Below are 21,881 nucleotides of genomic sequence, written 5' to 3'. Positions count from 1 at the left end.
GCATGAAGGTTCAAGTCGAGATTGATTGCACGCCGGCCGAGGCGCGGGCCTTTCTGGGCCTGCCCGACGTCACGCCCCTGAACGAGGCGATGGTGGCCGAGATGACGAAGCGGATGGAGGCCAATGTCGCCGCCATGCAACCCGACGAACTGCTGAAGACCTGGACCAGTTTCGGACTTCAGGCGCAGGATCAGTTTCGGCGCCTGATGGAAGCGGCGGTGAAGTGAACGCCCTTCCTCCCCGCAGCGTGGGGAGGAGAAAATGAGATCATGACTGACACCATTTTCGCTCTCGCCACCCCGCCCGGTCGGGGGGCTATCGCCGTGTTGAGGCTGTCTGGGCCGGCGGTCGAGCCGACCCTGAATGCGATCGGCGCGGGGCGGTTGAAGCCGCGGATGGCGTCGGTGCGAGACCTGACCCATCAAGGCGCCCATATCGATCAGGCCCTGGTGCTGCGGTTCGTCGGGCCCAATTCCTATACCGGCGAGGATGCGGCTGAACTGCACCTGCACGGCGGGCGGGCGGTGGTCGAGGCGGCGAGCCAGGCCCTGATCGCCCTGGGTCTGCGACCGGCCGAGCCGGGCGAGTTCACCCGCCGCGCCTTCCAGAATGGACGGATGGATCTGGCCCAGGCCGAGGCGGTCGCCGATCTGATCGACGCGGAGACGGCGGCTCAGGCGCGACAGGCCCTGGGTCAATTGGATGGTCAGCTCAGCGCCACCTATGCCGGCTTCCGGCGCGACCTGTTGCACGCCCTGGCCCTGGTTGAGGCCGAGATCGATTTTCCGGACGAGGAGGTGCCGGACAATCTGGCGCTGACCGCCGGACCGGTGCTGGAGCGATTGGCGGATGATCTACGGCGGGCCGTCGCGGCCGGTCGTCGGGGCGAACGGGTGAGGGACGGGTATCGCATCGTCCTGATCGGCGAGACCAACGCCGGCAAGTCGTCGCTGTTCAACGCCCTGATCGAGCGCGAGGCGGCCATCGTCACCCCGATCGCGGGCACGACGCGGGATGTTCTGGACGCGGACCTGGTGATCGGCGGCTATGCCGTGACCCTGTCGGATACGGCGGGATTGCGGGACAGCGACGATCCGGTCGAGGCCGAGGGCGTGCGACGGGCCCGGCGGCGAGCGGAAGAGGCTGAGCTGCGCCTGTGGGTCCGTGCGCCGGGGGATCCGGACGGCGTGGCGGCGGACTATGTCCGCGCGGGGGATCTTGTCGTCGCCAATAAGGCGGATGAAGGCGCAGCCGTTTTCGAATCGCACGGGCTGGAGTGTCTCCGCGTCAGCAGTCGCTCTGGCGAAGGCTTGGCGAGCCTGCACGACTGGATTGCGCGCCGCCTCGCTGCCGACCTGTCCGGCGCCGACTTCCCGGCGATCACGCGTGAGCGGCATCGACTGCGTTTGACCGAGGCTTTGGACGCGGTCGAGGCGGGCCTTGTCGCGCTCCGCGTGGCGCCGGAGATGGCGGGCGACGATCTTCGTCGGGCCGCTGGGGCGCTTGGACGTGTGACCGGCGAGATCGGGGTGGAGGATGTGCTGGGAGAGGTCTTCTCCACCTTCTGCATAGGAAAGTAATACCGGTGTTTCACGTGAAACACCCTAAGTATGACTACGTTCGACGAACTTCGGCCTAATCGCCGGGACTGGCGAAATCCGCCCGTTTGGCCTATGTGGCGCGGATGACCACCCCCATGGATAAATCCTTCGACGTCGTCGTGATCGGCGGCGGCCACGCCGGCTGTGAAGCGGCTGCTGCGTCGGCGCGAGCGGGCGCGCGCACCCTGTTGCTGACCCAGAAGCTTGAGACCATCGGCGAGATGTCGTGCAATCCCGCCATCGGGGGTCTGGGCAAGGGGCATCTGGTGCGGGAGATCGACGCTCTGGACGGGATCATGGGGCGCCTGGCCGACGTGTCGGGCATCCAGTTTCGGTTGTTGAACCGGTCCAAGGGCGCGGCGGTTCGTGGCCCGCGCAGCCAGATCGATCGACGCCTGTACCGTGAGGCCATGCAGGCCGAACTCACCGCCACGTGGAACCTGAGCCTGATGGCGGGAACGGCCGAGCGGCTGATCTTGGACGGCGACCGGGTGGTCGGCGTGGTGACCGGGGCAGGGGAGACGGTGCGGGCCGGGGCTGTGGTGCTGACCACGGGCACCTTCCTGAACGGGGTGATCCATCGCGGTGACGAACGGATCCCGGCCGGGCGCCATGGCGAAGACCCATCGACGGGGCTGGCCGCCGATCTTCATGCGGCTGATCTGATGATGGGGCGGCTGAAGACCGGGACCCCGGCGCGGCTGGACGGACGGACCATCGCCTGGGACCGGCTGGAGATGCAGGAGGCGGACGAGACGCCGACCGCCTTCTCCTTCATGACCGACCGCATCCACGTGAAACAGATCGCGTGCGGCGTCACCCATACGACCGAGGAAACCCACCGCATCATCGCCGAGAACTTGTGCGAGAGCGCTGTCTATGGCGGCAAACTGTCCGGCCGAGGGCCGCGCTATTGTCCGTCCATCGAGGACAAGGTGGTGCGGTTTGCGGACAAGACCAGCCACCAGATCTTCCTGGAGCCTGAGGGCCTGGACGATCCGACCGTCTATCCGAACGGCATCTCGACCTCGGTGTCGGAGCCGACCCAGCTGGCCTTCCTGCGGACCATCCCCGGCCTGGAGGCGGTGGAGGTGTTTCGCTACGGCTATGCCATCGAATACGACTATGTCGATCCACGTGAACTGAGCCCGGCGCTGGAAGTGAAGAAGCGGCCAGGGCTGTATCTGGCCGGTCAGATCAACGGCACCACCGGCTATGAGGAGGCGGCGGCCCAGGGTCTGATGGCGGGGCTGAACGCTGCCCGAGCTGCGGCCGGGCAGGGTCCGGTGATCCTGGGTCGGGAGCAGGCCTATATCGGGGTGATGATCGACGACCTGGTGACGCGGGGCGTGACCGAACCCTATCGCATGTTCACCAGCCGAGCCGAATATCGGCTCACTCTGCGTGCGGACAATGCCGATCAGAGGCTGACGCCGCTCGGTATGGCCGTCGGGATTGTCGGCGAGGCGCGCGCGCAGCGGTTTTCGGCCAAGGCAGAGAAACTGTCCGTGGCCGGTATTGTTTCACGTGAAACCCTCTTTACGCCTAAAGAGGCCAATGGATTGGGGATTCCCGTCAACGCCGATGGACGGCGGCGATCCATGCGGGAGCTCCTCGCTTTTCCGGATGTGACCCTGAATCACTTCATCAGTGTGCGGCCTGACATCGCGGATTGGGATGCAGAGGTGCGTGAGCAGATCGAGATCGACGCGGGCTACGCCAACTATCTGGACCGCCAGTCTATCGACGCGGAAGCTCTTCGTCGGGAGGAGTATCTGCTGCTTCCCAACGATCTCGACTATGGACTGATCGGCAGTTTGTCGAACGAGGTGCGCGAGAAACTGGCTCGCGTTCAACCGCGCACCCTGGGCCAGGCGGGGCGGATCGAGGGGATGACGCCGGGGGCTTTGACGGCCTTGCTCGCCCACGTGAAAAAAGCCCCTAAAGCCTCGGTCGCCGCCTGATGTTGGAAAACGAACGGGCCGCGTTTCAGGCCAGGACGGGGGCGTCTCCGGCGCAGATGGCGGACCTGGACGCCTTCCGCGTTCGGCTGGCCGAGGCCAATACGGTAATGAATCTGGTCGGGCCGGATAGCCTGCCGGACTTCTGGAACCGTCACGCCTGGGACAGCGCCCAACTGTTGACCCATGCGCCCGACGCCCTGACCTGGGCGGACCTGGGGGCCGGCGCCGGTTTTCCCGGCGTGATCCTGGCGCTGTTGGCGAAAGGGCGGGAGGGAGCGCACGTCTGGCTGATCGACAGCCTGGGCAAGCGCTGCCGATTTCTGCAGGAAATGGTCGATCTGTTTGATCTGCCGGCGACGGTGATCAATGGCCGCGCCGAGGAACAGAGCGTCACGTGTGACATTGTGACGGCGCGGGCTGTGGCCCCGATGGAGCGGCTGCTGGGTTATGCACAGCCCTACTTCCAAAGGGGTGCACAAGGTCTGTTCCTGAAGGGGGAGAAGGCCGAATCCGAGTTGATTGAGGCGCGGAAATCCTGGCATTTCGAAGCTGAACTGGCCCCGTCGCAAAGCGACCCGCGCGGCCGTATCGTGACAGTCCGGAGTGTTCGACGTGCCCGCCCCCAGCACTAGCAAACTGCCTGCCCGCGTTCTCGCCGTGTCCAACCAAAAGGGCGGGGTGGGCAAGACCACGACGGCCATCAACCTGGGCACCGCCCTGGCCGCGATCGGCAAGCGCGTCTTGATCGTGGATATGGACCCCCAGGGCAATGCGTCCACCGGCTTGGGCGTTCCACGTGAAACGCGGCGAGTCACCATCTATGACGTGGTGGTCGATCAGCGCTCGGTCGATGACGCCGCGGTGCAGACCACGGTTCCCGGCCTCTGGATCGTGCCGGCGGACGCCGACATGTCCGGCGTCGAAATCGAACTGAGCCAGGCGGATCGCCGATCCTATCGTCTGAGGGACGCGTTGCGGGCGCATGACCATGGCCCTACCGCGTATGACTATGTGCTGATCGACTGTCCGCCCTCTCTGAACCTGTTGACCCTGAACGCCATGGCGGCGGCGGATGCGGTTCTGGTGCCGCTTCAGTGCGAGTTCTTCGCTCTGGAAGGCCTGAGCCAGCTGATGCGCACGATCGACATGGTGAAGCAGAGCCTTAATCCGGCGCTGGAAATCCAGGGCCTGGTCCTGACCATGTTCGATCGCCGCAGCGCCTTGTCGGGCCAGGTGGCCAATGACGTGCGCGCCCATTTCGGCGACAAGGTCTATGACAGCGTCATCCCGCGCAATGTGCGGGTGGCCGAGGCGCCGTCCTTCGGCAAGCCGGCCCTGATCTATGATCTGAAATGCGCCGGAAGCCAGGCCTATCTGCGTCTGGCCAAGGAAGTGGTGAAGCGCGAGCGCCAGCGCCTGAAGCTGGCGGCGTGACACGCGCGTTGCGCGTCTGAAATCTAGAAGAACGGAAGAATATCTTGGCTGAACGACAAAGAGGTCTGGGACGCGGCTTGTCGGCCCTGATGGGCGAGAATGTCGAGGCGCCGACGGCGGCCGGCGCCGCCATGCCCTCGGGCGTCCAACTGGCCCCGATCGAAAGCCTGAAGCCCAACCCGGACCAGCCGCGCAAGATCTTCACCCAGGAACACCTTGAAGAACTGACGGCGTCGATCCGCGACAAGGGCGTGCTGCAGCCGATCCTGGTGCGGACCCAGCCCGGCGAGGACGGGGTCTGGCAGATCATCGCCGGCGAACGCCGCTGGCGCGCCGCCCAGGCTGCGCGGCTGACCGAGGTGCCGATCGTCGTCCGCGAAATGGACGACGTCGAAGTGTTCGAAGTCGCCATCATCGAAAACGTCCAGCGCGCGGACCTGAATCCGCTGGAAGAGGCCGACGCCTATCGCGTGCTGATGGAGCGGTTCGGCCGCACCCAGGACCAGGTGGCCGGCATCGTCGGCAAGAGCCGCAGCCATATCGCCAACACCCTGCGCCTGCTGCAGTTGCCGGAAGAAGTGCTGTGGTATGTGCGGCACGGCAAGCTGACGGCCGGCCATGCCCGCGCCCTGGTGACCGCGCCCAATGCCGCCGCCCTGGCCGACCAGGCCTTCAACGAAGGTCTGAATGTGCGTCAGGTCGAGGCCCTGGCGCGTCGCGCGGCGGAAGGCCCCAAGCCGGTCAAGGCGACGCCGGCGCCGGCGGGGGAGGGGGCGGCCGACGTCGCCGCCCTGCAACAGGACCTGGCCGACGCCCTGGGCCTGAACGTCCAGCTGAACGACCGCAGCGGCAAGGGCGAGCTGACGATCCGCTATGGCTCGCTGGAGCAGCTCGACGACCTGTGCCGCCGCCTGATGCGCACCTGAAGCGACGCGGCGGTCGTTTCGTGCCTTCAAACCTGCTAGGGTGTCAGCATGAATGATCAACCGACACCGACCGCCGCCGACAAGCTGAAACAGGCGCTCGCCGCCAAGAAGGCCAAGGCCGGTCACGGGTTCAACGCCCAGGTCGGCGCCAAGGCCGAGGAAAAGACCGTCTCGGCGCGCAATGTCGCCATGGCCCAGCCGGCCTTCCGCAAGGCGTCCAAGCGGGGCTAGGCCCCGGACCAAATGGCCTATTGCGCCTTGGGGCAGCCGCCCCCTGTGGCGCCAGGACGCATGGCGGGGCGGCCTCGCGGCGCCTAGCTTGAAGGGGCGGAACGGGCCCCTCTGGCGTCGCCGCGAACGGCGAGTGTTCCCCTGCCTCGCCGGATCGCGACGATGCGATGTCGCACCGTACGGATGCGCCGATGCGAACGGACCGCCCCATCGGATCCCTCGCGTCGGCGCCCGTTTCTTGAACCTGTTCTTGATCCGTGTGGAGACCTCATGCCGCTTCTGATGTGCCCGAACGACAATTCCTCGATGCAGACCCTGGATCGCGACGGGGTGCAGTTCGACATGTGCCCGACCTGCCGCGGCGTCTGGCTTGATCGAGGCGAACTGGAAAAGCTGATGGAGTCGGCGGCCCAGGACGGAAGGGCCTCCGCGCCCGCGCCACAGGCGACGCCTCAAGCCTATCCTCCGCCGCCTCAACCCCAAGCTCAGCCCTGGGGTGGCGGCGCACGGCCGTACGGGGATGATCGCGGCTATCGCGATGATCGACGTCGGGACGACGACGATTATCGCTACAAGAAAAAGAAGCGGGACAGCATCTTCGACATCTTCGACTGAAGGTCAGATCTTCAGACCGGCGGCCTGCATCATGGCCTGGAGCGCCGCTTCGCCGACCGTGGCGTCGCGGATTTCAGGCAGCCGCAGCATCTTGACGGCTTCGCTGCGCGCCCGGTCCGCCGCCGGTCCAAGCGGCGCAGTCTCGCCGGTGATCATCTTCATCAGGGCGGTCAGCTTCTGCACCGGCGTAGCCTGGGCCCGTCCGATCTGGGTCAGCAGGCCGGCGTCCGCCTCCAGCGTTCCGCCCAGGACGCCGATCGCAGTCGATATTTCTCTTTCGTCGATTTCTCCCAACTGCACGGCGCGCACCGACCGTTGAAGTCGAGCGAGCACCAGCAGTTTCTGCGACACGCTTGGCCCGCCGGCCGTCGTCTGGCGCATCTCGTTTTCCAGCCTCAGCGAGGTCACGCAGGCGCTGAGCCAGCGCGCCGCCGCCCGTTTGTTGGCGCCGCCGGTGACGTTTTCGCACAGTCGCGTCAGATACTCGGCCTCCGACAGGACCGTCTTGCACCGGCTGACATAGGCGGCGACGAATTCGGGGGTGACCAGGCTCTTTGAGCGGTCCACGAAGGCGTTCTGCACCTCCTCCAGGGTCAGCAGACGCCCCGCCGCCGCCGTCAGGGCCATGGCGAGGGTGCGCAGGATATCGATCTCTCCGACCGCATCATTGGGCCTGAGGCGACGCTGGCTAGACAGTTCGCGCGTCACCATTCGGGCGAGGGATGTCGACAGTTTGGGGAAATAGCCGTCCGCCAGACCCTGACCAAGACGCGCCGCCGGTCCCTCGACCACAGGGGTCATCAGAGCCATGCGGGGATCCAGCCCTACTAGCCGTTCCACCTCGCGCGGGGCGACCATGCGCACCACGGCGGCCAGACTGGCGCCATGATCCAGCGAAGGACCGAGAATCTCCGCCAGATTGGAACGCACCGCTAACATTTCGGAGACGATCTGCTCCACCGCGCCGAGAACAAGGACGCGTGGGGGCCCCTCGGCCGGGGCGGCCTCGACCATATCCATCAGACAGTCCAGCCGGTCGCGCGCACCCTTGCGATCGGCCAGGCCGTGGGCGATCACGCCGCCCATGACGAAGGTCCGATCCTGGGTGGCGATCAGACGGTGCGCCAGGTCGGCGATCGACTGGTTCTTCAACGAGGGGAACAGGCCTGCCCGTCCGGCCTTGATCAGGCGGGCGACCGACTCCTCGGCGAGACGCTGATAATGCCGTACGACGGCGTGCAGATCCTGTCCGCTGGCCTGGCTTTCCGGCACAGCGACCTTCTGGACGGCGTGCTGAAGCTCCACGCCCGAGGCGTCGAGCCGCTCGGCCAGGTCCGGCCGGTGCAGAAGCTCGAACGCCGTCACCCCTTGCCGCTTCAGCCAGTCCTCCAGCACCCGCGCGATCAAGGCGCGCGCATGGGGCGTATAGAGTTCGGCCGGGGCGCTGCAGGCCGGGCGAGCGGCCTCGGTCGGCTTGGGCTTCTTCTTTTCCTCAGGCGCGCCGATCGTCAGGATGGCGAGGCTGTTGAACTCCCCCGTGTCCGGGTCCAGCGTCTCCTTGGTGACGCGGGCGGCGGCGGCCAGCCGGTTGGACAACTGGTCTTCCGCGGTCTCGAGCGCGTGTTTGCGGTCCTCGGTGGCGATCAGTAGGGACCAGGAGGCCGGAACCGTCCTGCGGATATAGACTTCGTAGTGAATAGGACCGGCCATCCGTGGACCGTGGGGGCCAAGCCTTTAAAACGGAGTTTTCATGGTGAATTTTCTTTGCGCCGACGGAAACCGATCCGTCTATCGTTGAAATCGGCTGCTTGGCGGCCCATCTGCCATGGCCCTAATGTGACCGTGATCGAACGGTTACGCTTGCCGTGCGTTCTCGTTCGCGGGAACGGGAAGTTCAGGAGAAGACCACCTTGGCCAATATCACCCTGGTCGATGACGACGAGAATATCGTGGCGTCCGTCTCGCTGGCGCTGGAAAGTCATGGCCACAAGATCACGGCCTATCATGACGGGGCCTCGGGCCTGGCGGCGCTGGAAAGCACCCCGCCGGACCTGGCTATCCTCGATGTGAAGATGCCGCGTATGGACGGGATGGAAGTGCTGCGCCGCCTGCGTCAGACCTCGCAGATTCCCGTGATCATGCTGACCTCGAAGGACGAGGAGATCGACGAGATCCTCGGCTTCAACCTCGGCGCCGACGACTATATTCACAAGCCCTTCAGCCAGCGGCTTCTGATTGAACGGGTCAAGGCCCTGCTGCGCCGCACAGGCGCCGACGGGATCGAACCCGAACCCTCAGCCGAGGTGTCGGGCAAGGCGATCAAGCGCGGCAAGCTGAGCATGGACCCGGCCCGCCACGAATCGACCTGGGACGGCAAGCCGGTGAAGCTGACCGTCACCGAATTCCTGCTGCTCCAGGCCCTGGCCCAGCGCCCCGGCTTCGTGAAGAGCCGCGACAATCTGATGGACGCCGCCTACGACGATCAGGTCTATGTCGACGACCGCACCATCGACAGCCACGTCAAGCGGATGCGCAAGAAGTTCCGCGCCGTGGACAATGAGTTCGACGCGATCGAGACCCTGTATGGCGTCGGCTACCGCTACCGCGAAAGCTGATCATCCCGACGGGCGCGAGCCCGACGAGGAGCCTGTCCGCCGGCCGAGGCTTCGCTTCGGCGGATCGCGGCTGGGCGGGTTTATCCTGGCGCTCAATCTTCTCAGCCTGCTGATTCTGTTCGGCGGGGCCCTGGTGCTGAACGAATGGCGCCAGGGCCTGATCCAGGCCCGTCAGGAATCCCTGACTGTCCAGGCGGAGTTGCTCGGCAATGTGCTGGGCGAACTGGGCATCAGTCGCGGGGTGCCGACGCCGGAGCTCGACGTGGGGCAGGCCGCCAACTGGCTGCGCGATAATTTCGTGCCCACCGGCCAGCGGGTGCGGCTGTACGACATCAACGGCCTGCCGGTCATCGACAGCTATGAGGTGACCGAGAATATTCCCGGCCAGGCCCTGCCGCCGGCGCATCCGGCCGGCTTCCCCCTGCCTGCGGACCAGGCCGAAAAGACCGACCGTGACGCAGAACACAGGCGACAGGTCGAGGCCGAGGTCGCCGCCGAGGTCGAACGCGCCCTGGCTGGCGAGCCCCAGACGACCGTCCGGCGCAACGAGTCCGGTGACCGGGTCGTGTCCGTCTCCATCCCCATCCGCCATGTTCGCCAAGTTCTGGGCGTCCTGACCTTGGAAGCGGGCAATGTGGACGAAATCCTGGACGACCAGAGGCGCGCCCTGGTGCCCTTCGCTTTGGTGGCTCTGGCCGTCAATCTGCTGGCGTCCCTGGTGCTGCACCTGTTCGTGGCGCGGCCGATCATGCGGCTGTCCGCGGCGGCGGACCAGGTCAAGCTGCAGCGCGCGCGGGCCATCTCCCTGCCCGATCTGGAAGAGCGCAAGGACGAGATCGGCGATCTGGCGCGGTCGCTGGAATCCATGACCGACACCCTGTCTACGCGCATGGACGCCATCGAGCGGTTCGCCGCCGACGTGTCGCACGAGATCAAGAACCCCCTGACCTCGATCCGCTCCGCGCTGGAAACCCTGCCCCTGGTCAAGACCGACGCCCAGAGGGAGAAGCTGACCAGTCTGTTGCAGCAAGACGTGCGGCGCCTGGACCGGTTGATCACCGACATTTCCAACGCCTCGCGTCTGGACGCGGAACTGTCGCGCGACCGCCCTCGGCCCATCGATCTGAACCGACTGTTGGCCGACATCGTCAGTGTCTATGAGACGACGGCGCGGCCGGGCGAGATCCCCGTCCGGTTCGAACGGCCGTCCCAGACCTTGAAGGTGGCGGGCCGCGACGGTCCGCTGGGCCAGGTGTTCCGCAATCTGATCGACAACGCCCGATCCTTCAGTCCGGCCGATGGCGAGGTCCGGGTGGCGCTGGAGGAGGTCGACGGCGATTTGCCGATCCGTGTCCGGGTTGAAGATCAGGGCCCAGGCATACCGCCTGAGAACCTGGAGACCGTCTTCGAGCGCTTCTACACCTCGCGGCCGAAGGGGACGGCCTTTGGTTCGAACTCGGGCCTGGGTCTGTCGATCGTCAAACAGATCGTCGAGGCGCATGGCGGAGTGGTGACGGCCTCGAACCGGTCGGATGACGGCGGCGCTGTGATCGGCGCGCGGTTCGAAATACTCCTGCCTTCCGCCTTCGGTCCGAGCCGCCGGCCATGATGCCGGAGCCGCCCATCCACGCCACCACGGTCGCCGTCCGCCGCGGCGGGACGTGGAAGGGCGTGATGATCCTGGGGCCGTCCGGCGCCGGCAAAAGCGACCTGGCCCTGCGGCTGATCGGGCGGGGATGGCGGCTCGTCAGTGACGACTATACCCAGGTCTGGGGCTCCGGCGGAGGGCTTTACGCCACGGCGCCGGCTGCGATCGCCGGGCGCATCGAGGCCCGGGGCGTGGGAATCGTGTCCGTCAGGACACGGCTGACGGCCCGGATCGTCTTGGCCGTCGCCTGCCTGCCCGAGGCGGTGGAACGCCTGCCTGAGCCGCAGTCCCGGCGTTTCTGCGGGATCGACCTGCCTCTTCTGGCGCTGGATCCTCGCCCCGCCTCGGCGGTCGATATGGTCACAGTCGCGTTTCAGACGCTTTGAACCCGCGCATAACGGGTCTATGACACGCCCCTTGCGGTCCCAAACGGGCGCGTCCGGCCTCCCTGTCGGACACGGGGAAGTCCGGGGATGGTTTGGGGTGGGATGCGAGTGAAGTTCTCATGATTGGCCTTGTTATCGTCACCCACGGGGGACTGGCCTCTGAATTTCTATCGGCGATGGAGCATGTGGTCGGGCCGCAGCGCGGCGTCGCGGCCATCTGCATCGGGCCCGAGGACGACATGGAGCGCCGTCGACGCGACATCGTCGATGCGGCCGCCGCCGTCGATGACGGCGACGGCGTGATCCTGCTGACCGATATGTTCGGCGGCACCCCGTCCAACCTGGCGATCTCGGTGATGGAACAGACCCATGCCGAGGTCATCGCCGGCCTGAATCTGCCCATGCTGATCAAACTGGCCAGCGTGCGGGGGCGCGAGACGCTGGAATCCTGCGTCGCCCACGCCCAGGACGCGGGGCGGAAATATATCTCGGTCGCGTCCTGGGTGCTCGCGGGCGAAAAATGACGGTCAAGGCGACGCTGAACATCTGCAACACGCGCGGCCTACACGCCCGCGCCTCGGCCAAGTTCGTCAAACTGGCCTCCAGCTTCGACAGCGAAATCCATGTCACGCGCGATGGCGTGACCGTGGACGCCCGCTCGATCATGGGGCTGCTGATGCTGGGCGCAGGCATCGGCTGCAGCATTGACGTGGCGGCCGAGGGCGCCGACGCCGAGGAAGCGATCGAGGCCCTGACGGACCTCGTCGCCCGCAAATTCGACGAGGATCAGTAGGCGTCTTCCGCACGCGCACAGCCGAGGTTGTGTTTTGCGCATCCAGGAGTAACCTCCTCGCGGGAGGAAGTCTCCCGGAGGACACCGAAATGAAAGCTCGCAAAAGGTTGTTGGTTGCTGCGGTCTCTCTCATGGCTGCAGCCGCGGCGGGACCCGCACTCGCCTTGCCCAGTCATTGGCGTGAATGGGAATATTATTCCGACGCTACATATTCAGAATATGTCGGCATGTGGGGCCAGACTTGCGCTGGCACAGTCTACAAGGAAGGGATTCAGACCCCCTATCGAATTCAGACGATGAACTACCCCTGTTGACCAAAGGTGAAGGCCCGTCATGCGCGATGACGGGCCTTCACTTCAGTCGATTTACAGCCCCAAAGCCCGGCGGATGTCGCGCCAGTCCACATATTTGAAGTTCTGGGTGCCGACGTCGTTGACGTCGTCCTGGATCACCACCAGGCCCTCGGGGAAGGGGCCGACCGCGCCGCTGGCGGCCGCCAGGCCGTCCGTGCCGGTGACCCCGTCCACGACGCCGTCCACGATCTTGAACCGGCCCTTGTACTCGGGCGCGGCGCCGTCGATGCGCCAGACCGGGAAGGTCGAGTCGCCCTGACTGGAGCCGATCAGATAGCGTTTGTCGCCGTCCGTCAGCGTCGTCAGCCCTTCGGCGTCGGCGACCAGTATGTCCTTGGCGATCGGCTGCACCAGGGTGCGCGCCGCGCCGCTGGCCGGATTGAGGCCATAGCGCCACAGGCCGACGTTCTCCTCGGCGATATAGAGGGCGTCAGTCGCCTCGTCGGCGGCGCAGCCCTCGGAAATCGTGCCGATCTCGGCGCGGCGGACCTCGCGCGAGACCGGCTGTCCGGCCGCGTCCACGCTCAGCACGAACTGACGCAGCTCGCCCTCGTGGCCCACCAGGACCGCATGGATTTCGGCGCCACGCCGCGCGAAACAGAAGCCATAGGGCTCGATCACGTCGGTGGCGATGGCGCCCCAGGGCCGTACGCCGTTCTCACCGGTTCCCGCCGGATCGAACAGATAGAGGGAGATCCCGGTCTTGCCCGGCGTCCGGTCGCTGGCGCCCAGGACGACTTGCGGCCGCCCTCCGACGCTCAGTCCCTCGGTCAGATCGACATTGTTCAGCAGGCCTTCCGGCATGAACTGCAGGATCTGGCCGTCGAAGCCATAGACATAGAGGCCGGACTTCTTGTCCGTTCCGGCGACGAAGCCCGGCGTGGTCTTGCCCATCACCATGACCGGCACAGGCGAGGCCCAAACGGCCGGATCATCCGCAGCGTCCTGGCCGGCGGTGCCGACCGAAGGGGTTTCCAGAACCGCCCGAACCTCGACGCCCGGCCCGATGAAGCCTTCGCCCTCGCCCTGGAAATCGACCTCGTGCGTGGCGCAGGCGGTCAGGGCCAGAAGGCAGACGGTGGCGGTCAGGGCGCCGGCGCGCTTGATGGACGACTTCATGGGGGATCCTCCTCTCCAGGGACGGTTCCCGAGACCACAGGCGTCGTCCGTCGGTCAAGGACGATGACGCCGCAGGTTGGGCGATCTGGAGAACATTAATCCGCCTACAGCATAGTTGTCGCGGATGAGACTCAAAATCTCGCACTAGACGTCGCCTTAGCGTCACAGACGCGTCGCCGCTCATGTCTAAGCGCCGCTTTATTCGTCGAAGGCATAGCCCGACGTCAGGGGATCAAGATCATGAGACTGCAACTGCTCGCGGGTGCCTCGCTCGCGTCCCTCGCTTCGCTGGCCTTCGCCGGCGCGGTTCAGGCCCAAGAGGCCAATGCGGCGCCCGCCACCGCCCTTGAGGAAATCATCGTCACCGGCGAGCCGGCGATGCGCAACCGCACCGACGACGTGGTGCCCACCCTTTCCTATGACCTCGACTATTTCCAGCGCTTCGAGCCGCTGACCGCCGGCGACGCCCTGAAGCGCGTGCCGTCGGTGACCTTCCTCTCCGACGTGCTGGAATCGGACGGCGTGCGGATGCGCGGTCTGGACTCGGCCTATACGCAGATCCTGATCAACGGCGAACGGGTGCCCGGCGCCGGCGTGGATCGCTCCTTCTTCGTTGATCGCATTCCCGCTGAACTGATCGAGCGCGTCGAGGTCGTTCGTTCGTCCTCGGCCAATCGCTCGGGCGACGCTGTCGCCGGCGCCATCAACATCGTCCTGCGCGACGCCCTGTCGCTGGATGGCGGCTATGTGCGTCTGGGCGCGCTGAACTGGAAAGACAGCGAATACGGCCAATGGGGCGGCGCCTATGGCGCCGTCTGGGGCGGCCAGGCCGGCCCGGGCCGTCTGCTTCTAGGCGCCAATATCCAGGACCGTCGCAACCCCAAGGAAAAATACAGCCAGCGTTTCGACGAGCCGAACGGCACGCTCGACAACACTGAAGTCCAGACCGACACCCGCGATGGCACCGACTACTCCTTCAACGCTTCGTATGACGTCGATTTCGCCGGCGGCCGCCTGGATCTGTCGGGCGCCTTCGTCCGCACGGATCGCTATCAAGACGAGGATTCGATCGAATATGTCGATGGTGTCGAGACCGACGCCAATATCAGCACGATCAACGACAACGACGTCGATATCCAAACCGACAACCTGTCGCTGAACCTGCGCTACGTCCGCGAAATGCTGGGCGGCGAGACCAAGTTCAAGCTCGGCTACGCCTCGATCAAGGACGAGCAGTACGAGTTCGAATATGAGTCCGAGTTCCGGCGCGACTCCGTCGTTTATCCGGACGAAGACCGCTTCACTGCCGATGCGACCCAGACCGACATCGAAGACAAGGAAATCAGCGGCGCGATCGAACATAAGCGTCCGCTAGCCGGAGATCTGGAACTGGCCTTCGGGGTTCAGTGGAATCAGAAGGACCGCGACACCTCGATTACCGAGCCTGAACGCGTTCGCTTCAACGTCGCCAACGGTTCGACCAACGCCGCCACCGACTGGAGCTTCGGCGATTTCGAAGGCATTCCGGGCGGCGTTGGGAAGATCGAGGAAACCCGGATCGACCCCTATGTCATGTTGTCGGGAGAAAACGGCCCGGCCAAGTGGGAAGCCGGTCTGCGCTACGAGACGACCGACTCCACCATAACCGACGAAACCGTCGATGCGGACGAGCGCACGAACGACAACGACTACGCCATCCTGCTGCCGTCGGCGAGCGTCCGCTTCAAGCTGTCGGACACGGACCGGATCACCGCCTCGGTGGCGCGCACAGTGCGTCGTCCCAGCTTCGACTTCATTTCTCCGGCGGTCCTGACAGGCGAATACGGCGACAACGATTTCGTGGGCAATCCGGATCTCGAGCCGGAAACGGCATGGGGCGCTGACCTCGGCTTTGAGCGTCGCTTGGGCCGTCGCGGCGTGATCGGCGTCAACGCCTTCTATCGCGACATCACCGACCTGATCGAAATCACTAACACCGGCGCCTATTCTGAACAGGCTCAGGATGACTACGACGACGCCATCGACGACGGGGCGACCCCGGAGGAAGCGGCGGAAGAGCTGGTCTCCTACGTCCTTACCGCCGAAAACGTCGGCGACGGCCAGGTCTGGGGCATCGAGTTCGACCTGTCGACGCCGCTGGACTTCATCGGCATGGAGCACACTGGCGTCTTCTTGAACTACTCCTGGCTGGACAGCTCGGTTGAAGACTTCATGGGCGATCGCCGCTTCAACTCGCAGTCGGACTATGTCTTCAACGTGGGCTTCACCCAGGACATCCCGGCCTGGGGCGCGGCCTTCGGCGCCACCTATCGCAAGCAAGGCGACGCCAAGGAGCGGATCGTCGGCGAAGAAGTCGTCACCAGCTACGGCGGCGACCTGGAGATCTTCGTCGAGAAGCAAGTCGCCTCGAACGTGGTGCTCCGCCTGACCGGCTCCAACCTGCTCGACTCGTCCAAGGACGAGGTGTTCGACAAGTTCAACACCATCGAAGATCAGATCGACCGCGACTACGACGAGTACGAACTGGAGACGGAATCGGCCGGTCCCTGGTTCCAGATTGTCGCCCGGATGGCCTTCTAAGGTCCTCCAAAGACCACTTACGAAAGGGCTGGACGGCGACGTCCGGCCCTTTTTTCATGCGCGGCGAACGAGTCGCGTCTCAGGCGCTTGACGGCGCCCATGCCGATGTCGTCAGGCTGTTCCCGCACTCCCCCCTCGTCGGATCGCTGGTTCAGCCCTTGCACAGCCGGGCCGAGGACGGGCGGGCCGCGCCCCAAATTGAGACGGATCGATCGATGTTCCTCGAAGGCGAGGTCAACTGGACGCTGATCTTCGGCGTCATGGCCGTAATCGGCTACGCCATAGCCGCCGTCGCCCTGTGGTTCGCCGTGACCCACGGCGCTCGTCACGCGAGCGCCACCGACCAGCTCGATATGGTCCAGAAGGTCGCCGAGTCCTCGGACAAGCGCTTGTTCGAGACCATGAACGCCGTGCCCGTGGCCATGGTCGAGACCGACAGCACCGGCAAGTTCGTCTTCGCCAACCGCGCCGCCCACCAGTTGCTGGGCCGGCGCGACGCCGAACTTCTGGGCCTGCGCTTCCACTCCGCGACCTGGGGCATCACTTTCCCGGACGGCAAGCCGATCCCGGCCGATCTGCTGCCCAGCGCCCGCGCCCTTCGCGGCCAGACGGTGCGGGGCTTCCAGCACCTGATGATGAATGCCGCGACGCGCAAGAAGATGCTGGTCTCGGTCACCGCCATGCCGATCGAGAACGACCGGGGTCAGGTCACCGGCTCCATCGCGGCCATCGTCGAGACCGACGTCCTGACCACCCCGGCCATCGAACCCGCGCCGCCGCCCCCGCCGCCGGCGGGCCGGGCCAGCCTGGCCGACCGGGTGTTCGACGCGGCGTCCAGCGCCCTGGTCGTGGTCGATACCGAAGGCCGCATCCTCCAGGCCAATCGCACGGCCCTGATCATGCTGGGTCGCGGCGAAGGCGTGACGGGATCCGACTTCGCCGACCTGTTCCTGCCGCTGGACCGGCGCACCGAGGGCCGACAGGCCCTGCGCGCCGCCCTGTCAGTCGAGGACGAGAGCCCGGCGCCCATCGAGACGGTCGACGCCGACGGCGCCGGCATCCGCTGGGCCCTGCTGCCGCTGACTGACGAGACTGACCGGCCGGACGCCATCCTTCTGGCCGGCTCCGCCATGGTGGAGGCCGCGATTGTCGAGCCTGTCGCGGACCCAGTCGAGGTCCAGAGCGAGGTCCGGAACGGGGGGCAAGGCGACGCGGCGCCGGATAACAGAGACGCGGCGGACGGGGCAGATCCCGTGGCTGCGGCGATCCAGGCGGCCCAGGCCGATTTCGCACGGCGCGAACGCGAGATCCTGGCCGCCCACAACCAGGCCTTGCTGGATACGATGGCGCAGGCGGAACGGGCCGAGCGCCTGGTCCGCGCCGAACTGGAGGCCGAGCGCCGCATGGCCAATGTCGGCCGTCTGGCGGGCGGCGTAACGCATGATTTCAACGCCCTGCTGGGGGTCATGACTTCGGCTCTGGACCTGATGCTGCGCCATGTCGATGAGCCCGAGCGCGTCCGTCGCCTGGGCCAGGCCGCCCTGGCCGCCGGTCAGCGTGGCGAACGCCTGACCCGGCGCCTGAGCGCCTTCTCCCAGGACGAGGACCGGACCAATTTGCAGCGGCTGGACATCGGCGTCTTCCTGGCGGGGCTGGAGTCCAAGCTGCGTCTGCTGGCGGGACCGGCCATCGACCTGATGATCGAGACCCCGGCCCAGCCCGCCTTCGCCCGGATCGACCCTGCGGCCTTCGAGGCCGCCGTTCTGGCCCTGACCCGAAACGCGGTCGAAGCCTCGAACGGTGCAGGCTCGGTCGCGGTTCGTCTGGCGGTCCTTGCGGACGGCGGCCTGAGGCTGAGCGTTCGCGATTCCGGCCCGGGCATGGACGCCGACACCGTAAGACGCGCGGCGGAGCCCTTCTTCACCACCCGGGCGGACGCCGCAGGCCTGGGCCTGTCGCAGGCTTTCGCCTTCGCCCGGCAGTCCGAAGGCGTTCTGGCCATCGACAGCACCCCAGGCGAAGGCGCGGAAGTCTCCGTCACCCTGCCTTCGGCGCCAGGCGCCGACGCGGAACGGGTCGAAAACCGGCCTTCCACGGACGAAACGGCCACAGAAACCGCGTCCTGAGCGCCGCCGCCCCCTGCAAAGGTCGATTCCTAGGCCCCATATGATGCGCGGTGGTTGACCCTTGCCGGGTCGGCGCTAGTGTCCGCCCGCCTGCCCCCACGCGCCAGAAGACCAGAGGATATCATGGCCGAAGCCCCCGTTCCCTACGACGTCGTCATCATCGGCGGAGGGCCCGGCGGCTATAACGCCGCGATCCGCGCCGGCCAGCTGGGCCTGAAGGTCGCCTGTGTCGAGATGCGCGCCACCCTGGGGGGCACCTGCCTGAACGTCGGCTGCATGCCGTCCAAGGCCCTGCTCCACGCCTCGGAAATGTGGAACGCCGCCAACAGCGAATTCGCCAAGATCGGCATCGAGGTCCAGCCCAAGCTGAACCTGGACCAGATGCACAAGGCCAAGGACGACAGCGTCACCGCCCTGACCAAGGGGATCGAGTTCCTGTTCAAGAAGAACAAGGCCGACTGGATCAAGGGCCGCGGCAAGATCGTCGCTAAAGGCAAGGTCGAAGTCACCGCCGCCGACGGTTCGGTCCAGACCCTCGACGCCAAGAACATCGTCATCGCCACCGGCTCTGAACCCACCCCCCTGCCCGGCGTCGCCTTCGAGGACGGCAAGGTGATCGATTCCACCGGCGCCCTGTCCCTGCCGGCGGTGCCCAAGAAGCTGATCGTGGTCGGCGCCGGCATCATCGGCCTGGAGCTGGGCTCGGTTTGGCGTCGACTGGGCGCCGAGGTCACCGTCGTTGAATTCCTGGACCGGATCACCCCCGGGATGGACACCGAGGTCGCCACCGCCTTCCAGCGCACCCTGACCAAACAGGGCATGGTCTTCAAACTGGGCGCCAAGGTCACGGCCGCCAAGTCGGTCAAGGACGGGGTCGAGCTGACGGTCGAGCCGTCGGCCGGCGGCGCCGCTGAAACCCTCAAGGGCGACGTCGTCCTGGTCGCCATCGGCCGCCGCCCCTACACCGAGGGCCTGGGTCTGGAGAGCGTCGGCGTCACCCCGGACAAGCGCGGCTTCATCGACCATGACCACTTCAAGGTGGCGGATGGCGTCTGGGTGATCGGCGACGTGACCCACGGCCCGATGCTGGCGCACAAGGCGGAAGAGGACGCCGTGGCCGTGATCGACACCATCGCCGGCAAATACGGCCACGTCGACTACGCCCTGGTCCCCAGCGTGGTCTACACCTTCCCCGAAGTGGCCTGGGTCGGTCAGACCGAGGAACAGCTGAAGGCCGCCGGCGTCGCCTACAAGAAGGGCAAATTCCCCTTCACCGCCAACAGCCGCGCCAAGATCAACCATGAGACCGACGGCTTCGCCAAGGTCCTGGCCGACGCCGCCACCGACAAGGTGTTGGGCGTCCACATCATGGGTCCGCAGGCCGGCGAAATGATCCACGAGGCCGCCATCACCATGAGCTTCGGCGGCGCCTCGGAAGACATCGCCCGCACCTGCCACGCCCACCCGACCCGTTCGGAAGCCGTGCGTCAGGCCGCCATGGATGTCGAAGGCTGGATGATGCAGGCCTGATCAGGCGCGACTTCCCAGGCGTCTGAAATGCCAGGCTTCTGAATGAAAGAGGCCCGCCCGGTGTTCGCCGGGCGGGCCTTTTGCTTGGGTCTGGGCGGATAGGGACTAGGCGGCCCAGGACGTCTGGTCGTCCTGCGCATGACCGCCGCGCGCGGCCTCGCCGATGCGGAACCGCGACACCAGTTCGGCCAGCTTCTCGGCCTCCTGGCTCAGCGCCTGGTTGGCGGCGGTGGTCTGTTCGACCATGGCCGCGTTCTGCTGGGTGGTCTGGTCCATCTGGTTCACGGCGACGTTGATCTCGGCCAGGCCGACGGCCTGTTCCTTGGCCGAGGCGGCGATCTCGCTCGCCAGCTGGTTGATCTCGGCCACCTGGCTGATCAGGGCGGTCAGGGCGCCGCCGGTCTGGGACACCAGCCGGGCGCCTTCGCCGACGCTGGCGCTGGAGGCCGCGATCAGGCCCTTGATCTCGCGCGCGGCGTCGGCCGAACGTTGCGCCAGGGCGCGCACTTCCGACGCCACCACGGCGAATCCGCGACCCGCCTCGCCCGCGCGGGCCGCCTCGACGCCTGCGTTCAGCGCCAGCAGATTGGTCTGGAAGGCGATCTCGTCGATCACGCCGATGATTTCGCTGATCCGGCCCGAGGTCGCCTCGATCTCGCCCATGGCGGCGGTGGTGTCGGCGATGATCTGTTCGCGCGCGCCGGCCCCGCCACGGGCCTGGGCCGTGATTTCGGCGGCGGACTGGGCGCCCTCGGCCGTCTTGCGAACGGTGACTGTGATCTGGTCCAGGGCGGCGGCGGTCTGTTCCAGGGCGGCGGCCTGGCGTTCGGTACGGCGCGACAGGTCGTCGGTGGCGCCTGACACCTCCGTGGTTCCCGCCCGCATGGCGCCGACCAGTTCGATGATGTCGCCCATGGTTCCCGCCAGGGTGTCGACGGCGGCGTTGTAGTCGTCCTTCAGCTTGCGGCTGCGCTCGGCGAAGGTGGCGGTGATGCGGTGGTTCAGGTCGCCGCGCGCTAGGGCCGCAAGCCCGTCGCCCAGGGCCTCGACCACCAGTGCGTCCTCTTCGGCCAGGCGCTCACGCTCGGCTTCGCCGGCGACGCGGGTGGCGCGGGCGGTCTCGCGCATGGCCTCGGTCTCGGCCTCGCCCTCTTTCTGGCGGACGGCGGCGTCGCGGAAGGCGATGACCGCGCGGGAGATCTGGCCGATGTCGTCGCCGCGCGAGACCCAGGGGGCGTCGAAATCGGTGCGGCCCTGACGCAGGGCTTCCATGCGCTCGCACAGGGCCTTCAGCGGCGAGAACATCCGGCGCGAAACAACCAGGCAGGCCCCTACCACGAGCAGGGCGGCGACCAGGCCGCAGACGAACAGGGCGATGATCACCTGGTTCACCGAGGCCATGAAATCGACCTTGGGTATGCCGACGTACAGCACGCCAATGGTCTGGCCGGCGGCGTTCTTGATCGGGTCGTAGGCGACGAAATAGGGTTTGCCGAGGATTTCGGTCTGGCCGCGATAGGGTTTGCCGGATTTCAGTACGGCGTCATAGACGGGGCCCGGCTTCAGCTTGGTGCCGACGGCGCGCGATCCATCGTCCTTGACCACATTGGTGGTGACACGCAGATCATTCAGGAAGACGGTGGCCGTGCCGCCGACCAGAGCCTTGATCCGATCCACCGGCTCCACGAAGTCGTTCATCGGCGTCGATCCGACATAGAGTTTGCCGTCCCGCGCCGAGAAGCCGTCGCCATAATCGGCCAGGACGTCCCAGGCGACGCGCATATTGGCTTCTTGCCGCTCAGCAGCGCGGGCTTCGGCGTCGCGGGTCAACAGCACTGCGGACACAGCTATCAGGACAAGCGTCAGGGCGCCGAGGGCGGCAATGACCATCAAGGCCGTCTTGGCCGAAAGGGAGAGCGCGCTGAGTTTCATGGTCGAATCCACGCAGGTGTAACCTAAC

Annotated in this window: 20 protein-coding genes; 17 read left to right on the top strand and 3 right to left on the bottom strand. The window is 66.3% G+C overall.

Translation table 11 applies throughout. The features are described from left to right. The first annotated feature begins 2 nt into the window (after positions 1–2). The 8 genes from ACW170_RS04490 (at position 3) to ACW170_RS04455 (ending at position 6,771) form a co-directional block, all read left to right on the top strand. Positions 3–227: a DUF6489 family protein gene (locus ACW170_RS04490; protein WP_267514993.1), complete on the top strand. Its 225-nt coding sequence runs from the start codon at positions 3–5 to the stop codon at positions 225–227. Between the two features lie 42 nt (positions 228–269). Next, positions 270–1,580, top strand: coding sequence for a tRNA uridine-5-carboxymethylaminomethyl(34) synthesis GTPase MnmE (gene mnmE / locus ACW170_RS04485; protein ID WP_492088477.1), 1,311 nt, complete (start codon positions 270–272; stop codon positions 1,578–1,580). A gap of 116 nt (positions 1,581–1,696) precedes the next feature. Beyond that, entirely contained in the window at positions 1,697–3,565 is a 1,869-nt protein-coding gene (mnmG, locus tag ACW170_RS04480; RefSeq protein WP_492088476.1) for a tRNA uridine-5-carboxymethylaminomethyl(34) synthesis enzyme MnmG, read from the top strand. 56 nt (positions 3,566–3,621) lie between these two features. Beyond that, a complete protein-coding gene (rsmG, locus tag ACW170_RS04475) occupies positions 3,622–4,197 on the top strand; it encodes a 16S rRNA (guanine(527)-N(7))-methyltransferase RsmG (RefSeq protein WP_492088475.1) in 576 nt (191 codons plus the stop codon). Positions 4,198–4,201: 4 nt separating this feature from the next. Continuing rightward, positions 4,202–4,999 carry a ParA family protein gene (locus tag ACW170_RS04470; protein WP_267516672.1) on the top strand — a complete coding sequence of 266 codons (798 nt, stop codon included), beginning with the start codon at positions 4,202–4,204 and terminating at the stop codon, positions 4,997–4,999. Positions 5,000–5,043: 44 nt separating this feature from the next. Next, positions 5,044–5,925 (top strand): ParB/RepB/Spo0J family partition protein, encoded by an 882-nt coding sequence (locus tag ACW170_RS04465; RefSeq protein ID WP_492088474.1) that lies wholly within the window; start codon positions 5,044–5,046, stop codon positions 5,923–5,925. 48 nt (positions 5,926–5,973) lie between these two features. Beyond that, positions 5,974–6,156 carry a hypothetical protein gene (locus ACW170_RS04460; protein ID WP_271164995.1) on the top strand — a complete coding sequence of 61 codons (183 nt, stop codon included), beginning with the start codon at positions 5,974–5,976 and terminating at the stop codon, positions 6,154–6,156. A gap of 270 nt (positions 6,157–6,426) precedes the next feature. After that, a complete protein-coding gene (locus ACW170_RS04455) occupies positions 6,427–6,771 on the top strand; it encodes a TFIIB-type zinc ribbon-containing protein (protein WP_492088473.1) in 345 nt (114 codons plus the stop codon). 3 nt (positions 6,772–6,774) lie between these two features. Here ACW170_RS04455 and ACW170_RS04450 read toward each other — a convergent pair whose 3' ends face one another. Beyond that, positions 6,775–8,481 (bottom strand): hypothetical protein, encoded by a 1,707-nt coding sequence (locus ACW170_RS04450; RefSeq protein WP_492088472.1) that lies wholly within the window; start codon positions 8,479–8,481, stop codon positions 6,775–6,777. A gap of 200 nt (positions 8,482–8,681) precedes the next feature. On the opposite strand from ACW170_RS04450, the gene chvI reads away from it, so the two are divergent. The 6 genes from chvI (at position 8,682) to ACW170_RS04420 (ending at position 12,527) form a co-directional block, all read left to right on the top strand. Next, positions 8,682–9,386: a two-component response regulator ChvI gene (gene chvI / locus ACW170_RS04445; protein ID WP_271164992.1), complete on the top strand. Its 705-nt coding sequence runs from the start codon at positions 8,682–8,684 to the stop codon at positions 9,384–9,386. Further along, the gene (gene chvG / locus ACW170_RS04440) at positions 9,355–10,995 is read left to right on the top strand and encodes a two-component sensor histidine kinase ChvG (protein ID WP_492088471.1); all 1,641 of its coding nucleotides are present in this window, start codon (positions 9,355–9,357) and stop codon (positions 10,993–10,995) included. Before chvI ends, chvG begins: the two co-directional genes overlap by 32 nt. Beyond that, positions 10,992–11,420, top strand: a complete 429-nt coding sequence (locus tag ACW170_RS04435) for an HPr kinase/phosphorylase (protein ID WP_492088470.1) — start codon at positions 10,992–10,994, stop codon at positions 11,418–11,420. The genes chvG and ACW170_RS04435 overlap by 4 nt, the downstream gene beginning before the upstream one ends. Before the next feature lie 119 nt (positions 11,421–11,539). Then, positions 11,540–11,944: a PTS sugar transporter subunit IIA gene (locus tag ACW170_RS04430; protein ID WP_135193946.1), complete on the top strand. Its 405-nt coding sequence runs from the start codon at positions 11,540–11,542 to the stop codon at positions 11,942–11,944. Next, positions 11,941–12,213, top strand: coding sequence for an HPr family phosphocarrier protein (locus tag ACW170_RS04425; protein WP_271164989.1), 273 nt, complete (start codon positions 11,941–11,943; stop codon positions 12,211–12,213). The genes ACW170_RS04430 and ACW170_RS04425 overlap by 4 nt, the downstream gene beginning before the upstream one ends. A gap of 89 nt (positions 12,214–12,302) precedes the next feature. Continuing rightward, a complete protein-coding gene (locus tag ACW170_RS04420; RefSeq protein ID WP_492088469.1) occupies positions 12,303–12,527 on the top strand; it encodes a DUF6289 family protein in 225 nt (74 codons plus the stop codon). A gap of 51 nt (positions 12,528–12,578) precedes the next feature. On the opposite strand, the gene ACW170_RS04415 is transcribed toward ACW170_RS04420, so the two are convergent. After that, positions 12,579–13,685, bottom strand: a complete 1,107-nt coding sequence (locus ACW170_RS04415; protein WP_492088468.1) for a phytase — start codon at positions 13,683–13,685, stop codon at positions 12,579–12,581. 240 nt (positions 13,686–13,925) lie between these two features. Here ACW170_RS04415 and ACW170_RS04410 point away from each other — a divergent pair, with 240 nt between their 5' ends. The 3 genes from ACW170_RS04410 (at position 13,926) to lpdA (ending at position 19,921) form a co-directional block, all read left to right on the top strand. Then, complete coding sequence (locus ACW170_RS04410; RefSeq protein ID WP_492088467.1) at positions 13,926–16,265, top strand: TonB-dependent receptor plug domain-containing protein; 2,340 nt, start codon at positions 13,926–13,928, stop codon at positions 16,263–16,265. Positions 16,266–16,321: 56 nt separating this feature from the next. Continuing rightward, complete coding sequence (locus ACW170_RS04405) at positions 16,322–18,391, top strand: PAS domain-containing sensor histidine kinase (protein WP_492088466.1); 2,070 nt, start codon at positions 16,322–16,324, stop codon at positions 18,389–18,391. Positions 18,392–18,514: 123 nt separating this feature from the next. Further along, the gene (lpdA, locus tag ACW170_RS04400) at positions 18,515–19,921 is read left to right on the top strand and encodes a dihydrolipoyl dehydrogenase (protein WP_492088465.1); all 1,407 of its coding nucleotides are present in this window, start codon (positions 18,515–18,517) and stop codon (positions 19,919–19,921) included. 105 nt (positions 19,922–20,026) lie between these two features. On the opposite strand, the gene ACW170_RS04395 is transcribed toward lpdA, so the two are convergent. Continuing rightward, positions 20,027–21,853, bottom strand: coding sequence for a methyl-accepting chemotaxis protein (locus tag ACW170_RS04395; RefSeq protein ID WP_492088464.1), 1,827 nt, complete (start codon positions 21,851–21,853; stop codon positions 20,027–20,029). Positions 21,854–21,881 lie beyond the last annotated feature (28 nt).

Source organism: Brevundimonas sp. FV2ps16 (assembly GCF_058681075.1).
The sequence above is the reverse complement of the archived record's forward strand: the minus strand, read 5'-3'. Positions and strand labels throughout refer to the sequence as shown.